This is a genomic window from Nocardia suismassiliense (genome assembly GCF_900269665.1).
Classification (GTDB): domain Bacteria; phylum Actinomycetota; class Actinomycetes; order Mycobacteriales; family Mycobacteriaceae; genus Nocardia; species Nocardia suismassiliense.
In genome coordinates, this window is sequence record NZ_LT985361.1 from 6,218,498 (window position 1) to 6,234,557 (window position 16,060).

Below are 16,060 nucleotides of genomic sequence, written 5' to 3' on the forward strand. Positions count from 1 at the left end.
ACCGGATTTCCACCGGTTTCCTCGTCACCCGCCGAGCACGGCAGATGCTACCTGCCGTACCACCGGGTTCGGCTCGCCGGTCGCCGTCAGCTCGCCGCGCGGGCAGCCAGGAAGTCGTCCACGATGCGCACGCAGTCGGCGGGGGTGGCGTGCTCGATGCCGATCAGTTTCGCGAAGACGATCGGGCCGACGAGTTGGGTCAGCGCCAGCTCGAGGTCGAATTCGCCCAGTCGCGGAAGACCACGGTCGCTCCCGATCCGCAGCGGACCCCGGCGCACATCTGAGCGATATCTGCTTCGACTACGTCAGATCGGCGTTTCCGTCGACGACTTTGAGGTGGTAGTGGAATCGGTTGACCCGCCAGCCATCCGGAGTCCGTTCGGTGCCGAGGACATAGCTGCCCACGAAGGTGCGGGTCTTGCCGTTGGTCGCGGAGTTCTTCACGTGCACCGCGATCGCGTCGGCATGCACGGTCGCCGTATCGCCCGCCAGCTCGATCAGATGGTTCCCGGACTGATGATGAACCTCATCCAGCTCGGCCAGCCCCACCCGCCAGTCCTCGACGATATCCGCCGCCGCACGCTCACCGGCCGGGCCGCCGAAGCCCCCATCGAAGTCCACCTTCGGGGTGAACACAGCAGTGGCAAGATCATCCCACCGCCCCTGATCGGTGTAGACGAACAACCGGGTGATCACGTCGACGATCGCGAGTCGATCTGCAAGGGTAGAGATTTCGGACATATGCCCCACCCTAGCGATCCGCGGGATCAGTTGCTCGACGACCGTCACCGGTGGCGTTGGGCGAATCTGTCGCCGACGTTGCGCGCGCTCGCCCACGCCGCTGAGCGTGCGGCCGAGTTGCTGACCTACACGTTCGGCCGTACATGCGGCTGCCCGCGCCCTGTGACGGCGGGCCGATTGGCGCGGCGGCGGGCGTCCCGTCCTGAGGCAACTGGCTGTCGCCCGTTGAGATCCCCCCATGCGGGTGGTGGTGAAAGGCGCGATGCGGCGGCGCGGCTCTCGCGCGCAAAACCCAAGCGCCCGTGAGCAATCGACGGCACCGTAGTCGAAAGTGCGGCCCAGCGATGGCGGAGGCCAGGACCGTCCGGCTCGCCGGCTGGGACGGGCGGCGCGGGCCAGGACACGGCAGCGCGTGCTAGCGCGGCTCAGCAGGACTACCGCGCGGCTGAGCAGCGCTAGTTGGGCTGGGCCGCGCTACCGGAATGGGCGCCGCTACCGGGCTGGGCGGCGCGAGTCGGGCTCGGCCACGCGGGTCGAGCTGGACCATCCCAGTCGGGCTTGGCCACGCCAGTCGGGCGGCGCCACACTGCCGGGCGGGGCGGCGCTACCGGACTGGGCTACGCCAGCCGGACTGGGCCGCGCTTCCGAGGCTCGGCCACGCCAATCGGGCTCGGCCACGATACCGGCTGGGCGGCGCTACCGGATTGGGCCAAGCCAGTCGGCTGGACGGCGCTACCGACCTGGCGGCGCGAGTCAGCTCGGCCACGCCAGTCGAGCTGAGGGCGCTGGCGCGGCTGGGCAGCGGCGGCGGGCTGGGCGCGTCTCCTCCCTGGTAGGCCGGTCGGCTCGGTACGTACCCTGGACGGACTATGACTCGAGGTGTTCCGGATTCCTGTCCCGGCGTGTTGCGGCTGCATGAGGCGGCGGATGGGCCGTTGGCGCGGGTGAGGCTGCCTGGTGGGCGGGTGGAGCCGGGGCAGTTGCAGGTGTTGGCGGAGGCGGCGCGGGAGGTCGGGGACGGGAATATCGAGTTGACGTCGCGGGGGAATGTACAGCTGCGGCAAGTGCGGGATGCGGGGGAGCTGACGGGACGGCTGGAGGCGGCGGGGTTGTTGCCTAGTCAGACGCATGAGCGGGTGCGCAATATTGTCGCTTCGCCGCTGTCCGGTCGGATCGGTGGTATCGCGGATGTGCAGCCGCTGGTTCCAGCGCTCGACGCCGGGTTGCTGGCCGCGCCGCGGCTTGCAGAGCTTCCTGGGCGCGTGCTGTTCACGCTGGATGACGGGCGCGGCAATGTCAGCGTGCTCGGTGGTGATATCGGCGTACACGCAACCGGCAGCGAGGAATTCGCGCTGCTGCTGGCGGGACGCGACACCGGTATCCGGATCTCGGCCGCCGACGCGGTGGATGTCATGCTCGCCGCCGCCCACGGGTTTCTCGACCTGCGCGGTGGTGAGGCGGGGCGGTGGCGGCTGCACGAGATCGATAACGGTGCCGAGCGGGTAGCTGAATTGCTCGCCCTCCAACGCGGCACCGACCGGGTGGAACTCGGTGCGGCTCAAGATGTTCCGATCGGCTGGCTGGATCAGGACGACGGCTTGGTCAGCCTCGGCGCCGGCGTACGCCTGGGCTCGCTGCCTGCCCGGACCGCCGAATTCATAGCCGCCATCGAGCGTCCCGTGTTCGTCACCCCGTGGCGCAGCCTCGTCATCACCGACTTGGCGGAATGGGCAGCGGAGCAAGTTGTCCGCGTGCTGGCCCCGATGGACCTCATCTTCGACGCCAACTCCCCCTGGCTCCAGGTCAGCGCCTGCGCGGGTCGTCCGGGTTGCGCGAAGTCGCTCACCGACGTCCGCGCCGACGTGACCGCTGCGGTCGAGTCTGATCGGGTTCTTCCCTCGGAGTCGAATCAGCCTATGCCCCAAGGCCTGCCGATAATCGATGCCGACGAGGTAACCGTCGCGGGCCGCCAGCACTGGTCCGGCTGCGACCGACGCTGTGGCCGCCCCCGAGGCACGGTCACAGACGTCGTTGCCACCGATACCGGCTACCGCGTCGACTGACCGCTGGGTCCGCCTCGGGCCTTGAGGCCCCGCCCCGGGACACATTGCCCCTCAGCCACACACCGCCTTCAAGACCACGGAGACCTCACCCCGAGGGCCACGCAATCCCACCTCCAAAACCGCACAGTCACGCCCTCCAGACCACGCGATCTCACCCTCAAAACCGCGCAGTCGGAGTCGAAGACCACAGTCTCGCCTTCAGGACCACGCTCTCCGACTCAGAACCACGTCTGTCACGACGAACGGCATCTGGCAGCGGGCCTTGCCCGAGGACAGCCCACCACCAGCGCCGTTGACCCTCGAAGCTACTCGTGAATCTCCAACGTGCAGCACTTGACGCTGCCACCGGCCTTGAGCAGCTCGGACATATCGATGCCGATGGGGTTGTAGCCGCGGGCACGCAGCGCTTCGCTGAGCGCGACGGCCTTGTCACTGAGGAAGACGTTCAACCCATCGGAGACACCGTTCAACCCGAGCACTTCCGCGTCCGCATCGGTGGCGACGATGGCGTCGGGGAACAGCTCGGCGAGCACCGCCTGGCTTTCCGCGCTGAAGGCGGGCGGGAAGTAGGCGATGGTGTTGTCGTCGAGCGGCAGCAGCACGGTATCGAGGTGGTAGAAGCGCGGATCGACCAGCTCGAGCGACAGCACGGGTCGCGAAAAGTGCTGCGCCACTTCGCGATGCGCCGCGAGCGAGCTGCGGAAGCCCATGCCCGCGAGCATGCGGTCACCGACCAGGAGGAAGTCCCCCTCGCCCTCGTTGACCTCCTTGGCGTCGACCAGTCCGGCGAGGCCGTGCTGGGCGAACCAGTTGTGGTACGCGGGGCCCTCGGCGGCGCGCTGAACGTGGGTGAACCGGGCCGACATCGCCCGGTCGCCGACGACGAGTCCGCCGTTGGCCGCGAACACCATGTCGGGCAGGCCGGGCACGCCGGGCACCACGTCGACCTTGTGGCCGTACTCCTCGTAGGTGGCGCGCAGGGTTTCCCACTGGAGCAGGGCGAGGGCGCGGTCGACCGGGGCTTCCGGATCCATCCACGGATTGATGCAGTAGGTGACGTCGAAGTAGTCGGGACGGCACATGACGAACCGTCGCGGTGACGGCTTACGAACGGTGGTCTCGGCACGGAGGGTGGCTACAGACGTCAACGTGTCTCCCGGAGGTCGGCGCGATCTTGCGGCTGACACGACCGTAATTCGCCTAGTATTGCGCCAGGAACATCGAATCGTTGCGCATTTCGGCCCTAGAACATCGAATAATTGCGCAATAGCGAAAGGGCTGTGACGTGGACGACATCGATCGGCGGATATTGGAGCACCTGCTCAGACAGGCCCGCGCCTCGTTCCAGGAAATCGGCAGCGCGGTCGGCCTGACCGCACCCGCGGTGAAGCGGCGCGTGGACAAGATGGTCGCGACCAAACAGATCACCGGTTTCACGGCGTTGGTGAACCCGGCCGCGATGGGCTGGAAGACGGAGGCTTACGTCGAGGTGTACTACCGCGACAACATCTCCCCCGCGGAACTTCGCCGCAGTCTCGAACCCATTCCGCAGGTCGTCGGCGTGTGGACCATCGCCGGCGAGGCCGACGCGCTGGTGCACGTGATGGCCACCGATATGGCCGAGATCGAGGTGACCGTCGAACGCATCCGGGAGAACGCGCGCGTCGGCCGCACCCGCAGCTCCATCGTGATGTCCCGCATTCTCGAACGCCCCCGCACCTGACCCCGGCTACCCGCGCCGACCTGGTGGGGAAGGCACCTCTTAGGGTGGACGCCATGTCCGACTTGCGTGCCAGCTACCTCACCGACGGGGCCGAGATCTATCGGCGCTCGTTCGCGATGATCCGGGCGGAGGCGGACCTCGATCGGTTCCCGCCGGAGGTGGCGCAGGTGGTGGTGCGCATGATCCACGGGTGCGGTCAGGTGGATCTGGCGGGGGATGTGGCGTTTTCGCCCGGCGTGGTGGCTTCGGCTCGGGCCGCACTGCGGGCGGGAGCGCCGATTCTGTGCGATGCGAACATGGTCGCATCCGGTGTGACGCGCAAGCGGCTACCCGCCGACAACGCGGTGATCTGCACGCTCACCGACCCGCGCGTGCCGGAACTCGCTGCGCGCATGGGCAATACGCGCTCCGCCGCGGCGCTGGAGCTGTGGCGTACGCACCTCGACGGCGCGGTCGTTGCCATCGGAAACGCGCCGACCGCGCTGTTCCACCTGCTCGACCTGCTCGACGCGGGCGCACCGCGGCCCGCTGCCATCATCGGCATTCCGGTCGGCTTCATCGGCGCCGCCGAATCCAAGGACGCGCTGGTCGAGTTCGGCGACATCGAATACCTCACCGTCCGCGGTCGACGTGGTGGTAGTGCCATCACCGCGTCCGCGTTGAATGCGATTGCGAGCGAACAGGAATGACGGGCGATATGGGGACCGGGTCTGAATCACACACGGCGCCAGGCAAGTTGTGGGGTGTAGGACTCGGCCCCGGCGATCCCGAACTCGTGACGGTGAAGGCGGCGCGGGTGATCGCCGCGGCCGATGTGATCGCGTTCCACAGCGCGCGGCATGGGCGCAGCATCTCCAGAGGTATTGCGGCGCCGTACATGCGAGCGGGGCAGCTCGAGGAGCATCTCGTCTATCCGGTGACGACCGAGACCACCGATCATCCTGGCGGATACCAGGGTGCGATCGATGAGTTCTATGAGCAGGCCGCCGAACTGCTCGCTGGGCATTTGGCGGCGGGTCGGTCCGTCGCATTGCTCGCCGCAGGTGACCCACTGTTCTACAGCTCCTACATGCATATGCACCGGCGGCTGGCCGATCGGTTCGAGGCGGAGATCATCCCGGGTATCACCTCGGTGAGCGCCGCGTCGGCGGCGTTGGGTACCCCGCTGGTCGAGGGCGAGCAGGTGCTGACCATCCTGCCCGGCACCATGCCCGTCGACGAGCTCACCCGCAGGCTCCGCGACACCGAAGCCGCCGCCATCATGAAACTCGGCCGCACCTATCCCAATGTGCGCCAGGCTCTTTCGGATTCCGGCCGCCTCGCCGACGCCTATTACGTCGAGCGTGCCAGCAGCACCCGTCAGCGTGTGTTGCGTGCCGCCGACGTAGCCGACGCGGACGTGCCCTACTTCTCCATCACTCTGGTTCCGGGCCCGACACCGACTACCCCACTTCCCCACGCGAAACCTGCTGCGGCACAGCATGAGTCGCCGAACACGCGCGCTGCCCTGTCCACTGGGAACGCCAACGAAGACATCGCCGACCGCCCCGACCGAGTCGCCATCGACCGCCCCAGCCAAGTCGTCATCGACCGGCCCGACCGAGTCGTCGACGACCGCCCGGGCCAGGTCGTCGTAGTAGGCCTCGGCCCCGGCGCCGCCGAGTGGACGACCACCGAGGTACACGAAGCCCTCGCCGACGCAACAGATCTCGTCGGCTACACCACCTACCTGAACCGAGTCCCAGCACGCCCCGGCCAGCGCAGGCATGCCAGCGACAATCGCGTCGAGTCGGAACGCGCAGCCATGGCATTGGATCTGGCGCGGCGAGGCGCGCGGGTCGCGGTGGTGTCGTCGGGCGACCCCGGGGTCTTCGCGATGGCCGCAGCAGTCTTGGAGGAAGCCGCAGATCCCCAGTGGCGCGACGTGCCGGTCCGGGTGCTCCCCGGACTCACCGCGGCCAACGCGGTGGCCAGCCGGGTCGGCGCGCCGCTCGGGCACGACTACGCGATGATTTCGCTCTCCGATCGCCTCAAGCCGTGGGAGGTTGTCGCCCAACGGCTTTCCGCGGTCGCCGCCGCCGACATGGCGATCGCGGTGTACAACCCGGCCTCGTCGCAGCGCACCTGGCAGGTCGGCGCCATGCGCGACCTGCTGCTGGAGCATCGCAAGCCGGACACGCCCGTGGTGCTCGGCCGCGATGTGGGCGGGCCGACGGAGTCCGTGCGGGTGGTCGCGCTCGGCGATCTCGACCCGGCCGAGGTCGACATGCGCACCCTGTTGATCATCGGCGCGTCGACCACTACGGCCCAGGAAACCGACCAGGGGGTCCGCGTTTACACCTCACGACGCTATGCCCGCAGCGGCAACGCGGCCGCCCCCGACGCGTAAGATCTGCTGACGCACCGACGAATGGAGGGATCTTGGCCGCGACACTGTCGGAGCTGACGCTGCGCGCCCGAGCCCTGGAGGCCCGAGCCACCGCGAGCGAACAAGCACTCGACGAGCAGGGCGACGTCCTCAGCGAGCTCGCGGCTCTCACCCGAAAGGCGCTCGACGGTATCGACCGGATCGAGGGGCGCGCCGAGAAGATCGAGGAAGACCTCGTCGAACTGCGCCTGGGCCAGGCGCGACTGGAAGAGGGCATGGCGCTGGTGCTGGCCAGGCTCGATCAGCTGGCCGGCAAATAGGTGTCACCGCCGATCCGGCGCACGTTCGTATAACATTCCACTATGGAAGGTTGAGAGCGAAGGGAGCAGTCGGTTGACGAAGACCGCGACCAGCCGCAAGCCGTTGAACTCCACGGCCGCGTCGCTGCTCGGATTTCTGCACGAAGGACCGATGTCGGGCTGGGATCTGGTGGCCAAGGCCCAGGACCGCATCGGCGACTTCTGGACGATCACGCAAAGCCAGGTCTACCGGGAACTGGCCGCAATGGACGCGGCAGGACTGGTGGCGAAAGGCGAACCGGGCGCACGGGAACGCACGCCCTATCTGATCACCGACGCGGGACGGGAAGCCTTCCTGGAGTGGATCGCTCGCGACCCGGGCGGCGAAAACATCCGCTTCCCACTGTTGCTCACGCTGTCCTTCGGTCACCATCTCGACCGCGCGCATCTGGACCGAATTATCGCCGCCAACAGGGAGATTCATCAGACGCGGCTGACCAAGTATCTCGGCGATGACCCGACCGATCTACCGCCCTATGCCCGCGCCACGCTGGATTTCGGCATCAGATACGAACGCGCGGTGCTCGATTGGTTCGATCGCCTGCCCGAATTACTCGGCCGATGACCGGAGCCAATCCCATACCTGGGCAACGTTTTCCATGACTACCGCACCTTCCGGCAGCGCAGGCCGGTCGATCATGACAACCGGCAACCCTGCCGTACGGGCGGCAGTCAACTTAGCGTCGGTCTGATCGCCGCCACTGTCCTTGGTGACGAGCACGTCGATGTGCCGGTCTGCCAGCAACTGGGATTCGTCCTCGACGGTGAAAGGGCCACGGGCAAGCAAGAGTTCGTGCCGTGGCGGGAGCGCGCCCTCAGGTGGATCGATAGCGCGGATCAGAAACCAGGGCTCTGTCAGTCCGGCAAAGGCACCGACACCTTGACGGCCGATGGTCAGAAAAACGCGTTCGCCCATCTCGCCGACGGTCTCCGCCGCAGCCGCGAGATCCGTTACCCGGATCCACCTGTCGCCATCCTGCGCGGACCAGCCGGGTCGCCGCAGGTGCACGAGCGGCAACCCTAGATCGGCCGCAGCCGCAGCGGCATTCGCACTGATGACGCCCGCGAACGGATGGGTGGCATCGATCACGGTATCGATCCCGTTGGCCACCAACCAGTCCCGCAGCCCCTCGACCCCACCGAACCCGCCGACCCGCACTTCGCCGACCGGCAGCAGAGGGTCACGAACGCTTCCGGCGAGCGAGGAGACGATATCGAATCCTTGCTCGCCGGAAGCGATGTGGGCGAGTTCCCGGGCTTCCCGGGTGCCGCCTAAAAGGAGGGTTTTCAGGGCTGGCCGCTGAAGTAGGCGATGCCCGCGTTCAGCAGCGACGGCCCGCCCGCGACGGCGAGACCGATGAGCGCGCCGAGCACGGCACCGGGCAGGATCCCGACACCGAAGAACAGGAAACCGATAGCGGCGCCGATCAATCCACCGACCGCGGCACCGAGCGACGCGCGCTGCAGTTCGGCGAAGAACCATTCCTGCGCGCCGATGAACTCGGCGGCGACCGGCGCGTTCGCGGACGGCGCGACCTTCGGGGTCAGCGTCAGCTGCTTGGCGTCGTCGGCGATGGCCGCGGCGATCTCCACCTGCTCGCCCTTGGCGGTCGCGGTGAGCGGAATGGTGGTGACGGCCTCGCCGGCGGCGTTGGTCAGGGTCACCGACTGCTTGTCGGCGGCCAGGCTGAACGCACCGCCGGTGACGCTGGTGACGACGGACTTGCCCGCGTCGGCCAGCTGCAGCGCGTAGCTGACACCCTGGTCGGTGCCCTTGACGGTCTGCGCGGCGGTGGTCTGATCCTGCACTGCGGGCGGTACCGGCGCGGCATACGCGGTACCCGCGGCGACGCCGGTGGCGGCGATGGCCAAAAGTGCGGTGGCGGCAAACTTCTTGTATTTCATCTATCTCCCCATCAGGAACCGGATTTCCGATCATGATCGGATCTCGGCCCCGACCCTACCCGCCGGACAGAACTCGTTTCACTCGCGGACCTCATATCAGGGCTCCGCTTTGTGCTATTTCACAACGAACCACTGTGTGACCGGGAGCTGCGGGCGCCAAGTCGTGAAGGATCCCAGTGACTCCGCGCGGTAGATCTGGAACTTGCGCAACGTGCCGCCGTGTCTGGCCGCCCAGCTGAGCAGCAGCGATTCGGATTCGGCGGTCACTGCGTTCGCGACGAGCCTGCCGCCCTGTCGCAGCTGCGACCAGCATGTCTCGAATAGGCCATACTGAGTGAGTCCGCCGCCGATGAAAATGGCGTCCGGCGAGACGGATTCGGCGCTCCGGCGCAATTCCTCGAGCACTTCGCCGCGTACGTCGATATACGGTACGCCCAGGGCCGCAGCGTTATCGGCGATCTGCTGTCGCCGGTGTTCGAGCCGCTCGAAAGTGACTGCGCGGCAGCTGGGATGCGTGCGGCACCATTCGATCGCGATGCTGCCGGATCCGCCGCCGATGTCCCACAGCAGCTCGCCGGGGGCGGGTGCCAGTGCGGTCAGGGTCAGGGCTCGCACTTCGTTTTTGGTGAGTTGCCCATCGCCGCTGAACAGTTCGTCCGGCAGGCCGGGCAGTCTGGTCGCTCGGGTATGCGCGGGGTCGGCGACGCACTCGATGGCCACGATGTTCAGCGGGTCACCGGCGGACCGCTGCCACTGTTTCGCGATCCCGGTCTCGACCCGTTCCGCCGGGCCGCCCAGTTGCTCGAGCACCGTCAGCGTGGAATCGCCGAAGCCGTTGCGCCCCAACAGCTCAGCAACGTGCGCTGGCGTTTGCTCGTCGGCACTGAGCACCAGCAGCCGCCGCCCGTCTGCCAGCTCGGGCAGCACTGTTTCCAGCGCTCGGCCGACCACGCTGACCACGGGCGTCTCCGCCAGTCCCCACCCGAGCCACGCGCACGCCAACGACGCCGACGATGGCTGCGGTAAGACCCGAAGCGCGTTCGCCCCCAGCGACCGCGCCAACGTCACTCCGATGCCGTAGAACATCGGGTCGCCGCTGGCCAGTACACAGATTCGGGAGCCGGCGTACCGGTCGAACAAGCCGGGCAGGGCGGGCACCAAGGGCGAGGGCCACGCGACCCGCTCCCCTGCCGAATCCTGTTCCGGCACAAGGGCAAGCTGCCGCGATGAACCGAAGAGCACCTCGGCGGTCGCGATAGCCTCCCGCGCTTGGCGCCCCAGCCCGTCCCAGCCGTCGGCTCCGATCCCCGCCACGACCACTGGCGGACCGGACCAGGTCGCGGTCACCGATACCCACCGCGCAGCATCGCCGTCATTGGTGCGCACCAGGGAGTGACAGGCAATCGACCATCCCTCGCGTCCGACGCCGACCGCAGTCGGCACCGCGCGCTAGGCGAGGGCCTTGGTTCGCTGCCCCGGCCTGGACCGACACCTTGCGGCGAGTCATCGCAGCCGAACCCGCATGGTCGTGCCGCCGCTCACCGCGGCATCCGGCGCCAGACCGCTTGGGGCAGCAGGCGCATCGCGAAGAAGACCGGGCGCAGGATCAGGGGCGTCCAGACGACACCTGTGCGCTTGTGCAGTCCCTTGACCACGGCGGCGGCCACCTGGTCCGGCGTGCTGGAGAACGGAGCCGGCTCCATGCCCTCGGTCATCCGGCCGATGACGAAGCCGGTACGCACCAGCAACAGGTGAACGCCGGTGCCGTGCAAGGCATCCGCGAGTCCGCTGGCGAAACCGTCGAGTCCCGCCTTGGCCGATCCGTAGACGTAGTTGGCGCGGCGGACCCGCACACCGGCCACCGAGCTGAAGACGACGAGCTGCCCTTCGCCTTGCGCGCGAAGCAGATTCGCGAGCGTGGTGAGCACGCTGACCTGAGCGACGTAGTCGGTGTGCACCACGGCGATCGCGTGCGCCGGATCACGCTCGGCCCGCGCCTGATCGCCGAGCACACCGAAGGCGACCACCGCCACCCCGATCTGCCCGTACTCCGCCGTGAGCTTCTCCAGGAAGGCCGGATGGTTCGCCGTGTCGTCGGCGTCGAATTCCACGCAGTGCACGGCCGCCGCGCCGGCGTCGTTGAGCGCCGCGATCTGCTCCGCCAGGTCGCCGCTGCGTCGCGCCGCGAGGATCACCACCTGCCCCGGTGCCAGCCGCCGCGCCACCTCGAGCCCGATCTCGCTGCGCCCGCCGAGCAGCAGCACCGTCCCCTCGGCAATCCCTCGCATTCCCATGCGCCCAGTCTGTCATTCCACCCCCACCCACCCGCGCAACGGGACATATCGAGCTATATCCCGTGCGCGGCCGCTCGACTCAGGTCCGTGAGTGGCACATGGCTGCGGCAAACGTCGAGAACGTGTCTCCATGGTGTGCCACTCACGCATCGCGCTGGCTGCGCTCGACCACGCGGGCACCACGGCGTGACGTCGACTCCTTGGTGCGTGCCCGCCGGAGGTGCGCGCCGCGCCCCTCTGCGGGACGACCCGGCGGCACCGCTACGGTCTGGTTATGCCCACGCAGACCGCAGAACTTTCGCCCGCCGCCCTCGAATTCGTCACCGAGCGGCATCTGGCGACCTTGACCACGTTGCGGGCCAACGGGACACCGCATGTGGTGGCGGTGGGGTTCACCTGGGATCCGGAGGCTCGGATCGCCAGAGTGATCACCGACGGTGCGTCGGCGAAGGTGCGAAATGTGCGGCGAGGCGGATACGCGGCGGTCAGCCAAGTCGAGGGTCGACGATGGCTCACGCTCGAAGGCCCGGCAACGGTGCTCGACGATCCGGACGCCGTCGCCGAAGCCGAGCAACGCTACGCCGGCCGCTACCGAGTCCCCCGCGTAAACCCAACCCGCGTGGTCATCGCAATCCAGGTCGAGCGCGTACTGTCCAGCTCCACCCTGATCGCCGCCGCGCCCGAGGCCACCGAACCGGCGTAGTACCGCAGCGCGGGCCAGCGAATCAGCTCGCCCAGCAGCCGTTGGCCGAACGACAAGCGAAGCAACCCGCCCAACCGCCACTGGGCAGCGAAACAACCCGGCTAACCGCAGCCCGGGCCGACCGTGCAGCCAACAGCCCATACAGCCGCCGAGCCGAGCGGCAGCGAGTCAGCCCGCCCGGCGGCGACCGGGTCGAGCGAACGCGAAGCAGCTCGCCCGAACGCAACCGCGCCAATGGGCAGCGAAACAGCCCAGCCAAACACGGCCTGGGCCGACCTGACAGCGAACAGCCTGTCTGGCCGCCGAGCCCAGCGGCAGCGAGTCAGCCCGCCCGGCGGCGACTGGGCCGAGCGGTCGCGAAACGGCTCGCCCGACCACTACTCATCGTCTTACAGGACCGTCAATGCGTGGGGGCGCTGGTTCATGGACTCGCAGCCGTCTGCGGTGACCACGACGATGTCTTCGATGCGGGCGCCCCAGTCGCCGCGGAAGTAGATGCCGGGCTCGATGCTGAAGGCCATGCCTTGCTGGAGGACGAGGTCGTTGCCTTCGACGATGTAGGGCTCCTCGTGTACCGAGAGGCCGATGCCGTGGCCGGTGCGGTGCACGAAGGCGTCGCCGAAACCGGCTTCGACCAACGGGTTTCGGGCGGCGGCGTCGACGGATTCGGCGGTGACGCCGGGGCGGACGGCGGCGACGGCGGCGGCTTGCGCGCGTTCCAGTGCGGCGAAACGGGCGGCGATCTTGGGGTCGGGTTCGCCGAGGACGTAGGTGCGAGTGGAGTCGGAGTAGTAGCCGGGGTCGACCGGGCCGCCGATGTCGATGACCACCACGTCGCCGGACTCGATGCGGCGCTCGGAGACACCGTGGTGCGGGTCCGCGCCGTGCGGGCCGCTGCCGACGATGACGAACGCGGCTGCGGTGTGCCCTTCCTCGATGATGGCGGCGGAGATATCGGCGCCGACCTCGGCTTCGGTGCGGCCGACCTGCAGGAATTCGCCCATCCGCGCGTGCACCCGGTCAATGGCCGCGCCCGCTCGGCGCAGTGCGTCGATCTCGGCGGCATCCTTGATCATGCGCAGTTCGCGCAGCACCGGCGTGGCGGAGGCGGGCAGGCCGGTGAACGACGCGGCCAGCGGGATCAGGTGCAGTGCGGGCATGGCGTCGGCGACGGCCACCCGGGAGCCGACGTGCAGCGCCGACTTCACCAGTCCGTACGGATCTGTTCCGTCGACCCAGTCCAGCACGCGCAGGCCCAGTTCGCCTGCCGCGGATCCTTCCAGCGAGGCCAGTTCCAGCTTGGGGATGACCACCGAGGGGGTTGCGCCGTCGGCGGGGATGACCAGGCAGGTCAGGCGTTCGAACGATTCGGCCGCGGACCCGATCAGATACCGCAGATCCGGGCCGGGAGTGATCAACAAGGCGTCCAGATGGGCGGCCCGCATCAGCTCCACCGCCCGCTCCAACCGCTCACCATAAATGTCCGCCGCGAACCTGGAATCCGTATGCGAGCTCATTCATCCGACGTTACCTGCCGCGCCCGCCCCCGCGAACCCGAACTCCCCCGCTCCACTTCGTCCACCCCGAACCGTCATCGGCACTTCACGAAGCCGCCGACCGGCCGGGAAGTGTGTGCGGGCGGCAGGACGACGCCGAACTGCTCGAATTCGTTGGCCACCGGAACGGCTGTGTAGCACGCAAGCCGCGCCTCATTCATCCCGGTGCAATGAGGTGGTGACTTGTGCGAATCGAGTGGGGAGCCGACGGACTGTCAATTCTCGTGATGCACACGAGCCGCCTCCCGCTCGCCACTTCCAACCTCCTACTTGCCAGCTCCGCCCGCCGACTTCCCGCTTCCGCTTCCTGCCTCCCACCTGCAGACCTCTCGCCGGCCACCTCCTGGCTCCCGCATGCCTGCCTTCCGCTTGCCACCTCTCAACTTCCGGCATCCGTCTTGCCGCTCCCGCCTCCGTCTGCCCACTTCCGCGTCCGCCCGCCACCTCCCACTTCCGGCCCCCGTTCGCCGCTTCCGCGTCCCGCTTAGACCTGCCGNCCCCGACACCCTCCCCACCGCCCCCGCTGACTTGGACCGCCTCCGCGAACTGGCCACCGCCTACAACGCCGAAAGCCCGGTCACCCGCCTCATCAAGGCCCTCGCCGCCCGCACGGCCTAGTTCTGAAAGCCCCACTACCGCAACCCTTCACGGCAGAGCTGTCCGTCGACAAGATCCCGAAAACAGCACCACAGCCAGTCCCCACGCCGGAACCTTCACCCTGCCCATCCCAGGTTGCGGAAGAGAAAGCCGGGAACACCACCCGACGCGCTCAGCACCATCCGGGCATCCCATCGACTGTCATAAACCCTCGAATCAGCTCACCCCGGGAGGTCTTTGAGCGCGCGGTCCTATACGGGTACACCCAAAGACACCCCGCCAAGGTTCACCTTCCCGGTAGGAGCAATCAAGGACTCCTCGGGTGAACGGTCCAGCGAGCTGAAGACTCACCCAGGTTTTCCCGTGAGTAGTGCTGGGCGCGTCGTGTGCCGTACCCGGCTTACCTCCGCGGTCGGTCACGCGGCGCTCGGTTCCAGCGTGGTCATCTGGCTGTGGTTGCGTTCCGAGAGCTCTAATGGGTGGAACACGTTGCGGGGTAGAGAGACTCGCAGACCGTGCACACTATTCACAGACGGTAGACACTCTGTGAGGGGTCTGCACGGTCTGTGAGAGGTGCGCACGGTATACGAGAGGTGCGCACGGTCAGCGAGAGATGCGCACGGTATACGAGATCGCCCAGCGCTGGCGGGGCGCGGGGATTTGCTGGCAGCGGCCAGCTTTCATGCTCGACGTGTGCGGGGACGGGAAAATGCGAGCAAGCCCGCCATGACGTCCCACTCGAAACCGAGCCGATCACCAAGCGGGATATAGCGGCGGGAAAACGCGAGTGAGTCCGCCGTGATGTCCCACTCGGCATGCAGCTGCTCACTCAGCGGGACATAGTGGCGGCGAACCGCGCGCTTTGGCGCCGCTGGGTCCCGTTGATCATGAACGGAGCTCCAGAGGGTACGCGAAATGGCGCCAATGCTGGCGCAGCGGTAGTTGTCAGCAAGATCCGCACTGGCTCTCGGGTTCCGCACCGATTGCGGGGGTCCCAAGTGGGTGCGGATCCCGAGAGGGGGTGCGGTTTTTGCTGGCAGCGGCCAGCTTTAGTGATCGGCGGGACATAAGGGCGAGCCAATTCGCGGCGGCCCGCCACTACGTCCCGCTCGGCGAACAGTCAGACGGAAGTGCTCAACCTGCGGGACACAGCAGAGGCGAAACATGGGCAAGCCCGCCCTCATGTCCCACTCAAGGCCGCACCGAACACCCAACGGGACACAGTAGCGGCGAACCGCGAGTAAGTCCGCCGTCATGTCCCACTGGAAGCCGAGCCGAACGCCCAACGGGATATAGCGGCGGGAAAACGCGAATAGGCCCGCCATTACGTCCCACTCAAGGTTGGGTCGAGCACCCAGCGGGACACAGGGGTCGGAAACGCGACTAAGCCCGCCATGACGTCCCACTCGAAGCCGGACCGATCACCCAACGGGACTTAGGGGTCGGAAGACGCGGGGAAGTTCGCCGTGATGTCCCACTCGGCACCCAGCTGCTCACTCAGCGGGACATAGCGGCGCCGAGCCGCGCGCTCTGGTGCCACTGGGGTTCCTCGATGACGGGCGGAGCGCCAAAGGGTATGCGGAAGGGGGCCTTACGGTTCGGTCGGCCGCCTTCACCTTTCGCTGTCAACCACCTTCAGCTCTCGACGTAGGCAGTCTTCACCTTTCGATGTCGACCGTCTTCACCGTCCTGCGGCAACCACTTTCATGTTTCGCTGCAGGCACCCTTCAGGATTCATCGGGCCCCCTCGA

Annotated in this window: 15 protein-coding genes; 7 read left to right on the plus strand and 8 right to left on the minus strand. The window is 67.7% G+C overall.

What is annotated here, in order from left to right; all coding sequences use genetic code 11:
- Nucleotides 1-86 precede the first annotated feature (86 nt).
- Both DBO33_RS27465 and DBO33_RS27470 read right to left on the minus strand, forming a co-directional pair.
- On the minus strand, nucleotides 87-278 hold the full coding sequence (locus DBO33_RS27465; protein ID WP_107657655.1) for a hypothetical protein: 192 nt from the start codon (nucleotides 276-278) through the stop codon (nucleotides 87-89).
- Between the two features lie 22 nt (nucleotides 279-300).
- Nucleotides 301-741, minus strand: coding sequence for a nuclear transport factor 2 family protein (locus tag DBO33_RS27470; protein ID WP_107657656.1), 441 nt, complete (start codon nucleotides 739-741; stop codon nucleotides 301-303).
- 869 nt (nucleotides 742-1,610) lie between these two features.
- Between DBO33_RS27470 and cobG the strand changes: the two genes are divergently transcribed.
- On the plus strand, nucleotides 1,611-2,804 hold the full coding sequence (gene cobG / locus DBO33_RS27475) for a precorrin-3B synthase (protein ID WP_107657657.1): 1,194 nt from the start codon (nucleotides 1,611-1,613) through the stop codon (nucleotides 2,802-2,804).
- A gap of 305 nt (nucleotides 2,805-3,109) precedes the next feature.
- Here cobG and ddaH read toward each other — a convergent pair whose 3' ends face one another.
- Nucleotides 3,110-3,952 (minus strand): dimethylargininase, encoded by an 843-nt coding sequence (gene ddaH / locus DBO33_RS27480; RefSeq protein ID WP_234391072.1) that lies wholly within the window; start codon nucleotides 3,950-3,952, stop codon nucleotides 3,110-3,112.
- 137 nt (nucleotides 3,953-4,089) lie between these two features.
- Between ddaH and DBO33_RS27485 the strand changes: the two genes are divergently transcribed.
- The 5 genes from DBO33_RS27485 (at nucleotide 4,090) to DBO33_RS27505 (ending at nucleotide 7,819) form a co-directional block, all read left to right on the plus strand.
- Nucleotides 4,090-4,527 (plus strand): Lrp/AsnC family transcriptional regulator, encoded by a 438-nt coding sequence (locus DBO33_RS27485; RefSeq protein ID WP_107657659.1) that lies wholly within the window; start codon nucleotides 4,090-4,092, stop codon nucleotides 4,525-4,527.
- 53 nt (nucleotides 4,528-4,580) lie between these two features.
- On the plus strand, nucleotides 4,581-5,216 hold the full coding sequence (locus DBO33_RS27490; RefSeq protein ID WP_107657660.1) for a precorrin-8X methylmutase: 636 nt from the start codon (nucleotides 4,581-4,583) through the stop codon (nucleotides 5,214-5,216).
- 8 nt (nucleotides 5,217-5,224) lie between these two features.
- The gene (gene cobJ / locus DBO33_RS27495) at nucleotides 5,225-6,916 is read left to right on the plus strand and encodes a precorrin-3B C(17)-methyltransferase (protein WP_107657661.1); all 1,692 of its coding nucleotides are present in this window, start codon (nucleotides 5,225-5,227) and stop codon (nucleotides 6,914-6,916) included.
- A 32-nt stretch (nucleotides 6,917-6,948) separates the two neighbouring features.
- A complete protein-coding gene (locus tag DBO33_RS27500; RefSeq protein WP_107657662.1) occupies nucleotides 6,949-7,215 on the plus strand; it encodes a hypothetical protein in 267 nt (88 codons plus the stop codon).
- A 73-nt stretch (nucleotides 7,216-7,288) separates the two neighbouring features.
- The gene (locus tag DBO33_RS27505) at nucleotides 7,289-7,819 is read left to right on the plus strand and encodes a PadR family transcriptional regulator (protein WP_107657663.1); all 531 of its coding nucleotides are present in this window, start codon (nucleotides 7,289-7,291) and stop codon (nucleotides 7,817-7,819) included.
- Here the strand turns inward: DBO33_RS27505 and DBO33_RS27510 are convergent.
- The 4 genes from DBO33_RS27510 to DBO33_RS27520 all read right to left on the minus strand — a co-directional run bounded on the left by DBO33_RS27510 (nucleotide 7,805) and on the right by DBO33_RS27520 (nucleotide 11,447).
- Nucleotides 7,805-8,545, minus strand: a complete 741-nt coding sequence (locus DBO33_RS27510; RefSeq protein WP_234391408.1) for a cobalt-precorrin-6A reductase — start codon at nucleotides 8,543-8,545, stop codon at nucleotides 7,805-7,807. The two genes, DBO33_RS27505 and DBO33_RS27510, sit on opposite strands and share 15 nt — an antisense overlap.
- Nucleotides 8,542-9,159: a DUF6861 domain-containing protein gene (locus DBO33_RS44145; RefSeq protein ID WP_234391073.1), complete on the minus strand. Its 618-nt coding sequence runs from the start codon at nucleotides 9,157-9,159 to the stop codon at nucleotides 8,542-8,544. The genes DBO33_RS27510 and DBO33_RS44145 overlap by 4 nt, the downstream gene beginning before the upstream one ends.
- A 114-nt stretch (nucleotides 9,160-9,273) precedes the next feature.
- Nucleotides 9,274-10,506, minus strand: a complete 1,233-nt coding sequence (cbiE, locus tag DBO33_RS27515; protein WP_107660627.1) for a precorrin-6y C5,15-methyltransferase (decarboxylating) subunit CbiE — start codon at nucleotides 10,504-10,506, stop codon at nucleotides 9,274-9,276.
- Nucleotides 10,507-10,697: 191 nt separating this feature from the next.
- Nucleotides 10,698-11,447: an SDR family NAD(P)-dependent oxidoreductase gene (locus DBO33_RS27520; protein WP_407670629.1), complete on the minus strand. Its 750-nt coding sequence runs from the start codon at nucleotides 11,445-11,447 to the stop codon at nucleotides 10,698-10,700.
- A 280-nt stretch (nucleotides 11,448-11,727) separates the two neighbouring features.
- Here DBO33_RS27520 and DBO33_RS27525 point away from each other — a divergent pair, with 280 nt between their 5' ends.
- Nucleotides 11,728-12,156: a PPOX class F420-dependent oxidoreductase gene (locus DBO33_RS27525; protein ID WP_107657666.1), complete on the plus strand. Its 429-nt coding sequence runs from the start codon at nucleotides 11,728-11,730 to the stop codon at nucleotides 12,154-12,156.
- Between the two features lie 389 nt (nucleotides 12,157-12,545).
- Here DBO33_RS27525 and DBO33_RS27530 read toward each other — a convergent pair whose 3' ends face one another.
- On the minus strand, nucleotides 12,546-13,673 hold the full coding sequence (locus DBO33_RS27530; protein ID WP_107657667.1) for a M24 family metallopeptidase: 1,128 nt from the start codon (nucleotides 13,671-13,673) through the stop codon (nucleotides 12,546-12,548).
- Nucleotides 13,674-16,060 lie beyond the last annotated feature (2,387 nt).